General features: G+C 42.7%; 17 protein-coding genes. 11 read left to right on the forward strand and 6 right to left on the reverse strand.

Annotation, left to right across the window (positions count from 1 at the left end; genetic code table 11):
- Positions 1-26: 26 nt before the first annotated feature.
- The 4 genes from lptB to AC2A4J_RS15110 are packed head-to-tail and all read right to left on the reverse strand — an operon-like array spanning position 27 to position 2,822.
- The gene (gene lptB / locus AC2A4J_RS15095; protein ID WP_484176621.1) at positions 27-752 is read right to left on the reverse strand and encodes an LPS export ABC transporter ATP-binding protein; all 726 of its coding nucleotides are present in this window, start codon (positions 750-752) and stop codon (positions 27-29) included.
- A complete protein-coding gene (lptA, locus tag AC2A4J_RS15100; protein WP_255829009.1) occupies positions 753-1,280 on the reverse strand; it encodes a lipopolysaccharide transport periplasmic protein LptA in 528 nt (175 codons plus the stop codon). It lies immediately after the preceding gene.
- Positions 1,264-1,842 (reverse strand): LPS export ABC transporter periplasmic protein LptC, encoded by a 579-nt coding sequence (gene lptC / locus AC2A4J_RS15105; protein WP_484176622.1) that lies wholly within the window; start codon positions 1,840-1,842, stop codon positions 1,264-1,266. The genes lptA and lptC overlap by 17 nt, the downstream gene beginning before the upstream one ends.
- Positions 1,842-2,822: a calcium/sodium antiporter gene (locus AC2A4J_RS15110; protein ID WP_370646888.1), complete on the reverse strand. Its 981-nt coding sequence runs from the start codon at positions 2,820-2,822 to the stop codon at positions 1,842-1,844. Before AC2A4J_RS15110 ends, lptC begins: the two co-directional genes overlap by 1 nt.
- 145 nt (positions 2,823-2,967) lie before the next feature.
- Here AC2A4J_RS15110 and AC2A4J_RS15115 point away from each other — a divergent pair, with 145 nt between their 5' ends.
- From AC2A4J_RS15115 to AC2A4J_RS15155, 9 genes are all read left to right on the forward strand, one after another.
- On the forward strand, positions 2,968-3,768 hold the full coding sequence (locus AC2A4J_RS15115) for an ABC transporter ATP-binding protein (RefSeq protein ID WP_370646889.1): 801 nt from the start codon (positions 2,968-2,970) through the stop codon (positions 3,766-3,768).
- The gene (mlaE, locus tag AC2A4J_RS15120; RefSeq protein WP_255829012.1) at positions 3,765-4,547 is read left to right on the forward strand and encodes a lipid asymmetry maintenance ABC transporter permease subunit MlaE; all 783 of its coding nucleotides are present in this window, start codon (positions 3,765-3,767) and stop codon (positions 4,545-4,547) included. Before AC2A4J_RS15115 ends, mlaE begins: the two co-directional genes overlap by 4 nt.
- Before the next feature lies 1 nt (position 4,548).
- Positions 4,549-5,013 carry an outer membrane lipid asymmetry maintenance protein MlaD gene (gene mlaD, locus AC2A4J_RS15125; protein ID WP_255829013.1) on the forward strand — a complete coding sequence of 155 codons (465 nt, stop codon included), beginning with the start codon at positions 4,549-4,551 and terminating at the stop codon, positions 5,011-5,013.
- Between the two features lie 2 nt (positions 5,014-5,015).
- Complete coding sequence (locus AC2A4J_RS15130; protein ID WP_255829014.1) at positions 5,016-5,633, forward strand: MlaC/ttg2D family ABC transporter substrate-binding protein; 618 nt, start codon at positions 5,016-5,018, stop codon at positions 5,631-5,633.
- Between the two features lie 221 nt (positions 5,634-5,854).
- Positions 5,855-6,091 (forward strand): BolA family protein, encoded by a 237-nt coding sequence (locus tag AC2A4J_RS15135; protein WP_484176623.1) that lies wholly within the window; start codon positions 5,855-5,857, stop codon positions 6,089-6,091.
- 24 nt (positions 6,092-6,115) lie between these two features.
- The gene (gene murA, locus AC2A4J_RS15140) at positions 6,116-7,378 is read left to right on the forward strand and encodes a UDP-N-acetylglucosamine 1-carboxyvinyltransferase (protein ID WP_255829016.1); all 1,263 of its coding nucleotides are present in this window, start codon (positions 6,116-6,118) and stop codon (positions 7,376-7,378) included.
- A gap of 1 nt (position 7,379) precedes the next feature.
- Positions 7,380-8,024 (forward strand): ATP phosphoribosyltransferase, encoded by a 645-nt coding sequence (gene hisG, locus AC2A4J_RS15145; protein WP_205114898.1) that lies wholly within the window; start codon positions 7,380-7,382, stop codon positions 8,022-8,024.
- Positions 8,025-9,335, forward strand: coding sequence for a histidinol dehydrogenase (gene hisD / locus AC2A4J_RS15150; RefSeq protein ID WP_484176624.1), 1,311 nt, complete (start codon positions 8,025-8,027; stop codon positions 9,333-9,335). It begins immediately after the preceding gene.
- Positions 9,335-9,886: an SRPBCC family protein gene (locus tag AC2A4J_RS15155; RefSeq protein ID WP_484176625.1), complete on the forward strand. Its 552-nt coding sequence runs from the start codon at positions 9,335-9,337 to the stop codon at positions 9,884-9,886. Before hisD ends, AC2A4J_RS15155 begins: the two co-directional genes overlap by 1 nt.
- A gap of 8 nt (positions 9,887-9,894) precedes the next feature.
- Here AC2A4J_RS15155 and AC2A4J_RS15160 read toward each other — a convergent pair whose 3' ends face one another.
- Positions 9,895-10,926 carry a S1C family serine protease gene (locus AC2A4J_RS15160; RefSeq protein ID WP_255829019.1) on the reverse strand — a complete coding sequence of 344 codons (1,032 nt, stop codon included), beginning with the start codon at positions 10,924-10,926 and terminating at the stop codon, positions 9,895-9,897.
- 39 nt (positions 10,927-10,965) lie between these two features.
- On the opposite strand from AC2A4J_RS15160, the gene AC2A4J_RS15165 reads away from it, so the two are divergent.
- Positions 10,966-11,727: a Nif3-like dinuclear metal center hexameric protein gene (locus AC2A4J_RS15165; protein WP_484176626.1), complete on the forward strand. Its 762-nt coding sequence runs from the start codon at positions 10,966-10,968 to the stop codon at positions 11,725-11,727.
- Positions 11,728-11,815: 88 nt separating this feature from the next.
- On the opposite strand, the gene AC2A4J_RS15170 is transcribed toward AC2A4J_RS15165, so the two are convergent.
- Positions 11,816-12,271 (reverse strand): ZapG family protein, encoded by a 456-nt coding sequence (locus AC2A4J_RS15170; protein WP_484176627.1) that lies wholly within the window; start codon positions 12,269-12,271, stop codon positions 11,816-11,818.
- A 127-nt stretch (positions 12,272-12,398) separates the two neighbouring features.
- On the opposite strand from AC2A4J_RS15170, the gene zapE reads away from it, so the two are divergent.
- On the forward strand, positions 12,399-13,499 hold the full coding sequence (gene zapE / locus AC2A4J_RS15175) for a cell division protein ZapE (RefSeq protein WP_255829022.1): 1,101 nt from the start codon (positions 12,399-12,401) through the stop codon (positions 13,497-13,499).
- Positions 13,500-13,649 lie beyond the last annotated feature (150 nt).

Below are 13,649 nucleotides of genomic sequence, written 5' to 3' on the forward strand. Positions count from 1 at the left end.
TCCCTTTCTACAGCAATGATAAGGGGTTACAGACGGAAGTCGTCACCTAAATAGACCTTTTTGACTTGTTCATTGTTAATGACGGTATTGGCGTCACCGGATGCAATAATGTAACCATTGCCAACAATGTAAGCTTTGTCACAGATGTCTAGAGTCTCTCTGACATTATGGTCGGTAATTAGAACGCCGATTCCACTCTCTTGGAGGTGTTTAATAATGTGCTTTATATCTCCGACCGAAATCGGGTCTACGCCAGCAAAGGGTTCATCAAGTAAGATGAATTTTGGGTTCATCGCAACGGCTCTGGCTATTTCTACTCTGCGTCTTTCTCCGCCTGATAATGCCATGCCTAGGTTGGTGCGAATATGAGTAATGTGAAACTCTTCAAGAAGTTCTTCCAGTCGCTCATTTTGTTGTGCTTTTGTTAGTTCTTTGCGTGTTTCTAAGATGGCTAGAATGTTGTCTTCAACGGTCATCTTACGAAAAATTGATGCTTCTTGTGGAAGGTAGCCGATGCCTTTTTGCGCACGTGTATGCATAGCATCGCCAGTCACATCGACACCGTCAATAAAAACGCCACCCGCATCATTTGTCACCATGCCTACGATCATATAAAAACATGTTGTTTTGCCTGCGCCATTTGGGCCTAGTAACCCAACAGCTTCGCCAGATTCAACCGAGATAGATACATCCTTTACGACTTGGCGTTTTTTGTAGCTTTTTGCAAGGTGTTTTGCTTCTAATAGTGCCATCTATTTTTTCGTCTCAGGTGCTGGTTCGTTTTGTGGCGCTTGTGGTTGTAGTGTCATTGATACGCGCCCTGAATCTTTTTTCTCGGCACTGAAGGTGCCATCTTGGATCATATAGAGTATGTAGTCTGCCGTGATGGAGTTTTGCATTCGACTTAGGTAGCCATTCCCCATGATTTCTAGCTTTGATTCGCTGGTTAAATAACGAATTTCATTGCCTTTACTGATGACAATGTTCCCGCTCCAATCTACTTGCTGACTGAATTTTGCTGGACTGCCACTCGCTTCTAGGCTGTTGAATTTTCGTGTTTGAGGGTCTGTCGATACTTTAAGGTATTGTGCTTGTATCTCAATAGAGCCTTGTTTGACGAAAACGTTGCCTTTGTAAATTGCTTCACCCGAATTTTGATCGAATGACGCTTCGTTGGCTTGTATTTCTAATGGCTTATTAAGGTCATCAGGTAGGGCATATGCGTATTGGCCAATAAGGGCTGAAGTTAGCAACGCACCGATGTTAATGAATTGTTTCATATTTTCCTCGTACAGACCCTGTCATCACGACTTCTTCTGAATTTATATAGGTTGTGATTTCGCCAGCAGAGGTCTCTCCTTGTGTGGAGATGAGTGTCGCATTTCCATAGCTGGTTAATGATTTGTCATTGTCTAAGTAATGTATGTTATCTGCACTGAGCTTTATATCTTCCGACTGGAGGTATTTTTTAGTCGCTCTAGCATTTTCTGTTAATAGAATATCATTACTTCCATCTTCAATAACCCCTTTATCTGCTTTTGCGTTCCAATGACCTGATTTTGAGTAGCGTTCGACACTAGGGGTTTCTAAAAGTGTTCTGGATTTTGCAATGTAATGAAGGGTTTGTTCAGCATCCAGTGTTTCAATAAGTGTTCCGTCATTATCAAACTCTTTTACTTTGACCTTGGTGATGAAATAGTCAGGTGAGCTACTGAGTGAACCGGTTTCCACTAAGTATGCTTTTGGCGCTGTTCCATACCAGCCTATTGCGGCGGCTATTAAAATAGCGGCCCCAATGATTAGTAGGCTTTTAGGTTGCGTGAGTTTCTTAAGTGAAAGCATTAGATCGAACCACTTGTACTGACAATAAATAAGTAAAGACCATAAGAGGCTATAAGTGGAATACCAACCCATCGTGGGATGCTGTTACCTGTTGTTTTCTTAAAGATGAAGATAGCCAAGGCGAGCGCAGCTGTTAGGCCTAATACCCAAGGGAAATCTCTGTGTATAACGCTTTGATCTACCAGTCCTGGTGCAATAAGAGCGGGTAGCGGTAATACTGTGGCCAAATTGAAGATGTTTGACCCCAAAATGTTACCAATTGCTATGTCATGATGGCCTTTTCTTACACTGCTTACTGATGCGGCCAGTTCAGGTAAGCTGGTGCCCACAGCAACAATCGTAAGGCCTATTACCAGCTCGCTGACACCAAGTGCTGTCGCAATACCAATTGCTCCCCATACCAGCAACTTAGAGCTTCCTATTAATACAGTGAGTCCGATTAGCGCAATAATCAGAGATTTCGTGACTGAGGTGCCATCGTCCTCAGGTAGGCCTTCTTTTAAATCTTTTTCTAAGTCTTTACTGCCTCTTAACAATATTGTCAGGATAATAATAAAGGCAGCAATTAGTATCACACCATCCCATACGCTAAGTGTCTGATCAAATAGCAAAAAGCCTGCTAAAAGTGTGATACCTAATACAAGAGGGACTTCTTTGGTAGATAAGCCAGAGGCTATTGGAATAGCCGAAAAAAGCAATGTGATACCAAAGACAAGGGCGATGTTGGCAATGTTAGAGCCAAGTACGTTACCCACGGCAATTTCAGGGGCATTATCAAGTGCTGCTATGGCTGAGACGACCATTTCTGGTGCGGACGTGCCAAAGGCAACCAGCGTTATCCCTATGATCATAGGGTTTACGTTGAGTTTTTCTGCCACAAGGGCAGAGTGCTCGATGAATTTGTCGGAGCTCATAACCAGTAAAACTAGCCCTACAATTAGGGCGATAGAAAACAATAGCATGGTATTGATATTACTCATTGATACAGGAGGTACCATTTAATGAGGTTTGACGTTTAAATTCAAGGCTTGATCTTACAAACAAAGTGTATTTGGCCGCTCTGTGATTTTATTTATCTAGGGGCGATGGTAGTATCGGTCGATATTCGATAGGGATTAAAAAGGTGTGTCAGTGGTAGATGCTTATATAACAGTCCAAGACGTTAGTTTTTTTAGGGGAGGGCGGGCAATTTACGAAAATGTATCCCTCACCATTCCTCGAGGTAAAATTACGGCAGTAATGGGGCCTAGTGGAACAGGTAAAACAACCTTGCTGCGTTTGATTGCCGCACAACTTGCACCTAATTCAGGCACTATTTTAGTTGATGGACAGGATGTTCACGCTTTATCACGGTCTGAACTTTATAGAGTGCGGAAAAAAATGGGGATGCTTTTTCAGAGTGGCGCTTTGTTTAGTGATATGTCTGTTGCTGAGAATATTGCTTTTCCCATGGAGGAACATACTAAGTTAGATGCTAAGGCAATAGCGGACATTGTTGCAAAGAAACTTCACAGTGTTGGTTTGCGGGGAGCCGCTAGTTTAATGCCATCTGAGTTATCGGGCGGTATGGCGAGACGTGTTGCATTGGCTAGGGCTATTGCTTTAGATCCTGAACTTGTCATGTACGATGAGCCTTTTACTGGGCAAGATCCTATTTCTAAAGGGGTGCTTGTGAAGCTAATACGTCAGCTGAATGATTCAGCAAATATGACGTCTGTGCTTGTCTCTCATGATGTTGAAGAATCACTTTCTATTGCTGATCACGTTTGTATTTTGGCTGGTGGGCGAGTTATTGCTGAAGGTTCTGCTGATGAAATCCGGGCTTCAAATGATCCTGAAGTGAAGCAGTTTCTAAACGGTGAGCCTGATGGGCCAGTTCCTTTCCATTATCCAGAAGAAGATATCTCCGCTAAGGTGGCACTATGAAAGCTATTGGGTTGTTAGGGGCGTCCTTGTTGGATTGGCTTGAGGCTGTTGGGCGAGCTGGGATCTTTTTGGTGCAAAGCATATTTAGATTGCCTGTGCGCTTTAAAGAGTCTGTGAATTTGCTGGTGAAACAGCTTTATTCTGTTGGGGTATTGTCACTCGTAATTATCATTGTTTCGGGTGCATTTATTGGTATGGTGCTGTCGCTGCAAGGTTACAGTATTTTGGCTAAATTTGGGTCTGAAGAGGCGGTGGGGCAATTACTGGCGCTTTCGCTGTTGAGAGAGTTGTCACCCGTTGTCACGGCGCTGCTTTTTGCTGGACGCGCAGGTTCGTCGTTGACGGCTGAAATAGGCTTGATGAAGGCGACAGAGCAATTGTCTAGTTTTGAGATGATGGGTGTTGATCCGCTAAGACGAGTCATTGCGCCTCGTTTCATTGCTGGCGTCATTTGTCTACCGATCTTAAGTCTAATTTTTTCTGCTTCGGGGATTCTTGGTGGACATCTTGTATCGGTCGAATGGTTGGGTGTTTATGATGGCGCATTTTGGTCATCCATGCAGCAGTCTGTGTATTTCGATACCGATATCGTTAATGGTTTGATTAAGGCGTTGTGTTTTTCAGTGGTTGTAACTTGGATTGCCGTTTATCAAGGCTATGAATGTGTTCCCACTTCTGAAGGAATCGGTAAAGCAACCACTCGTACGGTGGTGCTGGGTTCATTGGCTATTTTGGCTTTAGATTTTGTATTAACCGCTGCTATGTTTGGGGATTTTTAGGATGAGAAGTAAACGTTCAGAATTATTGGTCGGATGTTTTATCGTGTTGGGCGTCGCTGCTCTTGTTTATTTGGCTGTACAGGTGAGTGGGCTGGCTTTTTCTAGCAAAAAGGATACTTATCAAGTCGTAGCTAGGTTTGATGATATTGCAGGTCTAACAAGTCGAGCTAAGGTTTCTATTGCGGGTGTGGCTGTGGGTAATGTTGAATCCATCACCTTTGATAAAGAGCTGTATATGGCTTTAGTAACAATGAATATTGATTCAGATGTTAATAATATTCCTACTGATAGCTCTATTGCGGTTTTAACTAGTGGTCTATTGGGTGAAAAATACTTAGGTATTTCTATTGGTGCCGATGATGAGGTGCTGAAAAATGGTAGCGAAATTTACGATACTCAGTCTGCTTTGGTTTTAGAGACTTTGATCAGTCAGTTTTTGTTTAAATCTGGCGATTCGGAGAAGTAGTTATGACTAAGATTTTATCTGGTGTTTTTTTTGTTTTTGCTTTACTCGGTTCAAGTTTAACTTGGTCAAATGAGGAAGGAGCAAGAGATACTGTTGTTAAAGTGGTAGAGGCTTTTCGTAATGATATTGTTGCGGATAAAGCGGTGCTGGCTAAAGATCCTGCTCTATTAGAAGAGCGAGTTAACAGTATTTTGACTGGTGTGGTTGATTTTGATGATTTTTCCAAAAAAGTAATGGGGAAATATTATCGAAGAGCGTCGCCTGAACAACGTGCTCGTTTTGCCAACGTTACTAAGGATACACTGTTAAAAACTTACGGTACGTCTTTGCTAGAGCTTGATGCTGATCGCATTAATGTCTTACCTCTAGGTCCTCAGGGAAGGGGGAGAGAAACAAAAGTTGATGTGGATTTCCAAATGGAAGCTGGTGGGATGTTAAACATCAGTTTTTATATGGAAGAAACCAAGGCTGGTAATTGGATGTTGAGCAATGTGGTGATTAATAATATCAACTTTGGCTTAACTTTCCGTAAGCAATTTGGTGTCATGATGCAACAAAACAAAAATGACATAGAGTTGGCGATTTCTGCTTGGCGAGAGTCTTTGGCTAAGAAGTCTTAACTGAGTAAGATCTGTGTTTTGTGAATAATAGAATCCGAGCTCATTTTATGAGTTCGGATTTTTTATTTTTGGTAGAGAGTGGTAGTGAGTATTGTCAGTCTTGAATAAAATCTTGGAAAACAAGTGGTTTTTTATTCAGAGTTGGGCTTAGAGGTGTTAAGTAGTTGGCTGTACTCATGTAGAATAAAGCAATCAAGAATTTTTATCTTTTTGGAGCGACTGTGAACGCAGGTGAAGTTAAAGCACTTTTAGAATCCTCTATCAACAACTGCGAAGTGGTTGCTGAAGGAGAAGGTTGTAATTTTCAAGTAGTTGTAGTGACAAGCGAATTTGAGGGTCTGTCGACAGTTAAGAGACAGCAGCTTGTCTACTCGCATCTTCAAGAAGCTATTTCCAGTGGCGCGATTCATGCCGTTACAATGAAAACCTACACGCCCGAACAATTAAGCAAGCTATAAAAGCGATTATAAGAGATTAAACATATGGATAAGCTTCTGATTACCGGTGGTACTCGGCTTAATGGCGTTGTTCGTGCTTCTGGCGCGAAAAATGCTGCGTTGCCTATTTTAGCGGCAACTTTGTTAACAAAAGAATTGATCACAATTAAGAATTTACCTCATCTACATGACATTACCACCATGCTTGAACTGCTTGGCTCTATGGGTTGTGGTGTTGTGGTTGACGAAAAGATGAGCGTTCAGTTAGACGTGTCGACGCTTAATAACTGTGAAGCACCTTATGACCTTGTTAAAACCATGCGAGCTTCTATTTTGGTGCTTGGCCCATTGGTAAGTCATTTTGGTAAAGCGGTTGTTTCTCTTCCTGGTGGGTGTGCTATTGGTAGCCGTCCAGTGGATTTGCATTTACGTGGTTTGGAAGCCATGGGTGCGACAATCTCTGTGGAAGGTGGCGATATCGTTGCCAGTGTTGATGGTCGACTTAAAGGTGCGCGTATCTTCTTTGACAAGGTAACGGTTACTGGCACTGAAAACTTGCTAATGGCGGCAACTTTGGCGGACGGTCAAACCATTTTAGAAAATGCAGCGCGTGAACCAGAAGTGGTTGATTTGGCTGAGTGTCTTATTGCTATGGGCGCTAAAATTACCGGGCATGGCACTGATACTATTGTTGTTGATGGCGTTGAAACATTGCATGGTACAAGCTACCCAGTTATGCCTGATCGTATTGAAACGGGTACTTTCTTGGTTGCTGCTGCCATTACTGGCGGAAAAGTACGCGTGATTGATACCAACGTTAAATCACTTGAAGCTGTTTTGTCTAAGCTGGAAGAAGCTGGGGCAAAGGTAACTTGTGGTGAAGACTGGATTGAAGTCGATATGGAAGGACGTCGTCCAGAGGCTGTTAATATTAGTACAGCACCATATCCTGCATTCCCAACCGATATGCAAGCCCAGTTTGTTGCTTTGAACTCGGTTGCAAATGGTGTTGGCCGAGTGATTGAAAATATCTTTGAAAACCGCTTTATGCATGTTGATGAAATGCTTCGCATGGGCGCAGATATTGAAGTGAATGGTAATACTGCAATCGTTCGTGGTTGTGAGCGTTTGAAGGGTGCGCCAGTCATGGCGACAGATTTACGAGCTTCAGCAAGTTTAGTGCTTTCTGCTCTAGTAGCAGACGGTGATACAAAGATTGATCGCATTTACCATATTGACCGTGGTTATGAGTGTATTGAAGAAAAATTCGGTTCATTGGGTGCGAAAATTTCACGGGTCTTAAATTAATATGAGTAAAACATTAACGATTGCGCTGTCGAAAGGGCGCATCCTTGGTGAAACTTTACCGCTTTTAGAAAAAGCGAATATAGTTCCAGTTGAAGATATTAGTAAAAGCCGAAAATTAATATTTGATACCAATCATGAGCACATCAAGCTAGTTATCTTGCGTGCGACTGACGTTCCTACTTATGTTGATCATGGTGTGGCTGACTTTGGTGTTGCTGGTAAAGATGTATTGATGGAAGCATCAACAAAAAATCTTTACGAGCTGCTGGACCTTAAAATTGCGAAATGTCGTTTGATGACGGCTGGCGTTGTTGGCCAGCCTTTGCCGAATAGGCGTTTGAAAGTTGCTTCGAAGTTTATTAAAACGGCGAAAGCGTATTTTGCTGAGCAAGGTGTTCAGGCGGATGTGGTTAAGCTATATGGCGCGATGGAATTGGCGCCTATTATGGGCTTGGCCGATCTTATTGTGGATATCGTTGATACTGGGAATACGCTAAAGGCAAATGGTCTTGAGGCTCGTGAGTTGATTGCACCAATCAGTACGCGCTTGGTAGTAAATAAAGCCGCTTATAAAACTAAATACTCTGAAATAGAGCCTATCTTAGAAATGATAAGACGCGCGGTTGAAGATAACGAGGGTAAGTAATTGAACCTGAATATTCGAGAATTTTCTTCTAGCTCTGATGGCTTTCGCACTGAGTTAGATGCTTTGCTTGCATGGGACTCAGTGTCTGATGCGGGCGTACAAAAGGCCGTCGCTGATATTGTTGAGCAAGTTCGCCTTAACGGTGATGCTGCAGTCATTGAATTTACAAACCGATTTGACCGTCGACAAGTTACTTCTTCTAAAGAGCTTGAGATCTCTCGTGAAGAGTTGGCTTTGGCGAAAGGCCGAGTTAGCGCGGAGCTGGTTGCTAGTTTAGAGGCGGCTGCAAAGCGTGTACATGATTATCATGAACGTCAAAAACAGCCTTCTTGGCAATATCAAGAAAATGACGGCACAGTGCTTGGTCAAAAAGTTACGCCTTTGGATCGTGTTGGTGTTTATGTGCCAGGTGGTAAAGCGGCTTACCCTTCATCGGTATTAATGAATGTAATGCCTGCTAAAGTGGCCGGTGTTGGCGAAATTATCATGGTTGTTCCAACTCCTGATGGTTTGGTTAACGATATCGTTTTGGCTGCCGCTTACATTGCTGGCGTTGATCGTGTGTTCACTATTGGTGGTGCTCAGGCTGTTGCTGCTTTGGCTTATGGCACAGAGTCCATTCCAAAAGTCGATAAGATTGTCGGTCCTGGTAATATTTACGTAGCGACTGCTAAGAAGATGGTGTTCGGTGTTGTCGGTATCGATATGATTGCTGGGCCTTCTGAGATTCTAGTTGTGTGTGATGGTAAGACCGATCCAGATTGGATTGCCATGGATTTATTTTCCCAAGCAGAACACGATGAGGATGCTCAGTCTATTTTGATCTCTCCTGATTTGGCGTTTATTAAAGATGTCAAAGCTTCGATGGAACGCTTGGTTGAGACGCAAAGTCGAAAAGATATTATTAAAGCTTCGTTAGAGGGGCGTGGGGCCTTTATCCATGTTGAAAATATGGATGAAGCTATGGATATCGCGAACATCGTGGCTGCTGAGCATCTTGAGTTGTCAATTGATGAGCCTGAAAAGTGGGCGGAAAAGATCCGTCATGCTGGTGCGATTTTTATGGGGCGTCATACGCCAGAGGCATTGGGTGATTATTGTGCTGGGCCAAATCATGTTTTGCCTACGTCTGGTACGGCTAGATTTTCCTCTCCTTTGGGGGTCTATGATTTCCAAAAGCGTAGTTCATTAATTTACTGTTCCCCAGAAGGAGCAAGTGAGTTAGCGAAGATTGCGGCACCTTTGGCTCGTGGAGAGTCTTTAGAGGCGCATGCAATGTCGGCAGAATATCGTATTCTGAAGGGATCTTGATGGCGAGTCAGTCATCGCATCCAGCTGCCCTTTATAAGTTGCGAAAGGTAACGCGCATTTCTGCAATCGTTATCTTGTTTTTGGTTATCGTTGGTTTTTTCATGCCGACAGACTATCGTGTGGAGCGTAGTGTAATGATTAACGCTCCTCGCGATCAGGTTTATCAGGATATGCTGCAAGGCGATCGTTTGCCAAATTGGATGTTTATTCAGGATGGTAAAGTTGCTACATCAGAAGGTGTTTTGAATAAGGGCGATTCCGTTGCTTTGTTTTACGACAAAACCGCCGAACAGGGCGTTTTGTCGGTGATTGAGTCGTCCGAAGATGTTGTGCGTTTTGATGTGCGTCCTAAGCCGAAGGTCAATCTTGTTCATAATCAAATTGAATTGCAGGAAGTCAATGGCGGCACTTTGGTTAAATGGACGATCGACGGTAGTCTTAGTGCGGGTTTGTTGAGTCCTTACCTTGCTATGTTTGCAAATGATATTGCAGGCAGCAATTTTGAACGCAGTTTGCAGAAACTGAAAGAACTGGTAGAGCTCCAGCGCTAACATTTTCTTTAATAGGTTATGCGCTGCATTGTGGGTTGCTTTTCTAGCATGACATTTGTCTGATAGGATTGCTGCCCACGAATACCTACCAATGAAATGCGTGTCCCAGGTTTTAACGAAGCTATTAGATGTCTTATTTGAAATGGGTCTTCGCTGGGTGTGTTGTTAATTTCAAGTATTATATCTCCTACTTCTATTCCTGCTTTTTCCGCCGGACTTTCTTTTGTTATGTCGCTTACCAGTAGTCCATGATTTGAAGGTAAGAGTAAATTTTTTGCTAGCGATTGTGTGATTTTTTGCGCATCCATTCCTAGATAGCCTCGTACGACTTCACCATGTTTTATTATATCGCTCATGACATCCAGGGCATCATCAATGGGAGTGGCGAAGCCTATTCCTTGAGAGCCACCAGTGCTTGAGTATATGGCAGAACTAATGCCAATGAGTTCACCTTTTAGATTAACTAAAGCGCCACCGGAATTGCCTGGGTTTATAGCAGCGTCGGTCTGTAGGAAATTTTCGTAAGTATTCAATCCTATGCTGTTGCGACCTTTTGCACTAATGATGCCGGCTGTCACTGTTTGTCCTATTCCAAATGGGTTGCCTATGGCTAGGATTTTGTCGCCAACGGAAACTTTGTCACTGTTGCCCATTTTTATATTGGGGAGGTTCAGTAGATCTATTTTTAAAACAGCGAGATCGGTGGATGGGTCTGAGCCGATGAGTTTTGCTTCAACACGCCTATCATCATGAAGGGCGATAACAATACTTTGTGCATTTTGAATAACGTGATGATTAGTGAGGATGAAGCCATCTTCTGTTGCTATGACGCCGGAACCGAGGTTAATGCTGTGTTTTGCTTTGCTCGAGTCGTTCAGACCTTTTTGTTGAATGACCTGAGTGTAAATATTAACAACCGACGGTGTGGCTATTTTCACAGATGTTGAGTAGCTGGAGTCGGCCACCTTTTGCTTCTCTTGTATAAGTAGTACAGCTAGACCTATACAAGTGCCTGCTAGAATGGAGATAATGATGGGCATCCAGTAGTATTTTTTATTCATAAAGTATAAGGAGTTGTTTTGCTACGCAGTGAATTTGAGTTATTGCTTAATAAGACATTGAGTCCAAGTCGATTTAAGGATTATGCGCCCAATGGTTTACAGGTGGAAGGAAAAAAAGAGATTAACCGTGTTGTAACGGGCGTAACTGCGAGTCAGGCGTTAATTGACGCTGCTATTGAATATAAAGCAGACGCTATCTTTGTTCATCATGGCTATTTTTGGAAAAATGAAGATCCCCGTATTGTTGGTATGAAGTATCGACGTATTGCTGCTTTGATTAAGAATGACATTAATTTGTATGGATACCACTTGCCGTTGGATGCGCATCCAACTCTGGGTAATAATGCGGGATTGGCTGACGCCTTGGGGCTTTTGAATCGATCGGGTTTGCAGGTCGGTGTTCCCATTGAGGAGTCAATCGGTGTCGTTGGGGAGTTAAGTAAGCCAGTATCCTCCAGCGAGTTTCAAAAAATGGTCGAGACGGCCGTGGATCGCAACGTACTGTTTGAAAGTGTTAACGATCAACCGATTCAGCGTGTGGCGTTATGCACTGGTGGTGCGCAAGGTTATATAGAGCGAGCTGTAGCCGTTGGAGCGGATGTGTTTATTACTGGTGAGGTTTCAGAGCAAACCATTCATATTGCCCGCGAGATGGGGATTCACTTTGTTGCGGCAGGTCATCATGCTACTGAGCGTTTTGGAGCGAGATCTGTAGCAGAGTATCTTGCAGATGAGTGTGGCTTGGATGCGGTATTTATTGATGTGGATAATCCTGCTTAGCGCAGGTGATTGCAGATGTGTAAAAAAAACGGGCTTTTAAAAGCCCGTTTTTTTGTTTTCTTTTTAGTTTGTATTGATGCTATTGGTATTAGATAGTGCGCTTGGGCTCAATATCCATATTTTTATCATCAAACCCAAATGTCTCACTGAGCATGCCTGGCTCTTTGTCTTTTTTCAAAGCGTAATCTCTTGGTGGCTCGAAAGATGAAGATTCCTCTGTGTCTGGAGTGTTAGCGGCTACTCCGCTTCTTTCAATTTTAACGTTGCTTAACTGGCTTGCGTTATCAGCCAGTGCGTTTCTAAGGTCAGCTAAACGTTTTTCTGCAGATGCTAGATGTTCGTTGCTGTCGGTGAAGAAGTTGTCAATGATCACTTGTTTATTATCAAGTTCTTGTTGCAGAGACTTCATGGTGATGATGTTGGAGCTGGTGTTTACTTTCTTGCTGTTATTTTTTGCGTTGTAGCTTTTAAGAGCAAGTGTTGCGACACAGCCAATAATAATGCCGGTAATAAAGATGATAATGTTGAATTCTTCCAAGTTCATGACTTTCTCCAAAAAACAGATAACACATTATAGCGAAACAGCCTCTACGATAACAGCTTGATAGGTGTTGTTTAAGATGCAATTTGTTAGAATATACGTAATTTACTAATTTAACGAAAGAGCGGCGATGACACCCATTACACGTTACAAGCAAGATTTAACTAGAGCTGACTTTAATTATGATCCAGCGCAGGAGGAGGCTGTTGAGGCGCTTCAGGATTTATTTGACCGATTGGTTGCTAATCAAGCTGATAAACCCTCAGGAGGCCTTCTGGGGCGTTTTCTAAAAAAGAAGGCACCGACAGTTGAGCAGGGTTTGTATTTTTGGGGTGGAGTAGGTCGAGGTAAGACCTATTTGATGGATACTTTTTTTGACTGCTTACCGACAGAAAAGAAAATGCGTCTGCATTTTCATCGTTTTATGCAGATGGTGCATCAAGAGCTTCGTAAGTTGCATGATGTTAAAAATCCATTAGAGATTGTTGGAAAGCAAATTTCATCTAAAGCGCAAGTGTTGTGCTTTGATGAGTTTTTTGTGACAGATATTACTGATGCCATGATCTTGGCGGGGTTACTTGACGTGTTGTTTGAAAACGGCACAACTTTAGTAGCGACTTCTAATATAGAACCAGACGGTTTGTATAAGAATGGTTTGCAGCGTGCGCGTTTCTTGCCAGCTATCGATCTCGTCAAGAAACACACTAAAGTGATGAATGTAGATGGTGGTGTAGATTACCGATTACGCACATTGAAACAAGCTAAGCTTTATCACTTTCCGTTAAATGATGAAGCAGATGAAGCCTTGGATGAACGTTTTAAGAGTCTCATCTCAGACGCCTCTCATATTGTTGAGGGTGGTGCGGCAGAAATTGAAGGTCGAGATATTCCTTTGATTCGAAGCTGTGAAGGTCTTGCTTGGTTTGATATTAAAGCATTGTGTGATGGGCCAAGAAGTCAGGTCGATTACATTGAGTTGGCTCGCCTTTACAGTACGGTAATTATTTCTAATTTACCTCAAATGGATGCGTCGCGTGATGATTTAGCGAGACGTTTTATTAACTTGGTGGATGAGTTTTATGATCGTCATGTTAAGGTAATTTTCTCTGCTGAAGTGGCTATTCCAGATATCTACACTGGTACGCGATTGGCCTTTGAATACGATCGTACCGTGAGTCGATTGTTAGAGATGCAATCTGAAGAATATTTGTCTTTAGAGCACCGTCCTTAAGAGTATTTCGACTTTCATATTTTGTTAGGTTGGTATATACTTCGCTCGCCTTTTTAAAGGTAAGTGTACGTTGATCGAAAGCTTTGCTTTCGGCCAACCAATAATAATAGGTATAGCGTGTCATTGAACACGCATATTGATAGGGTTTTT

The organism is Marinomonas sp. ATLA20 (genome assembly GCF_057180105.1).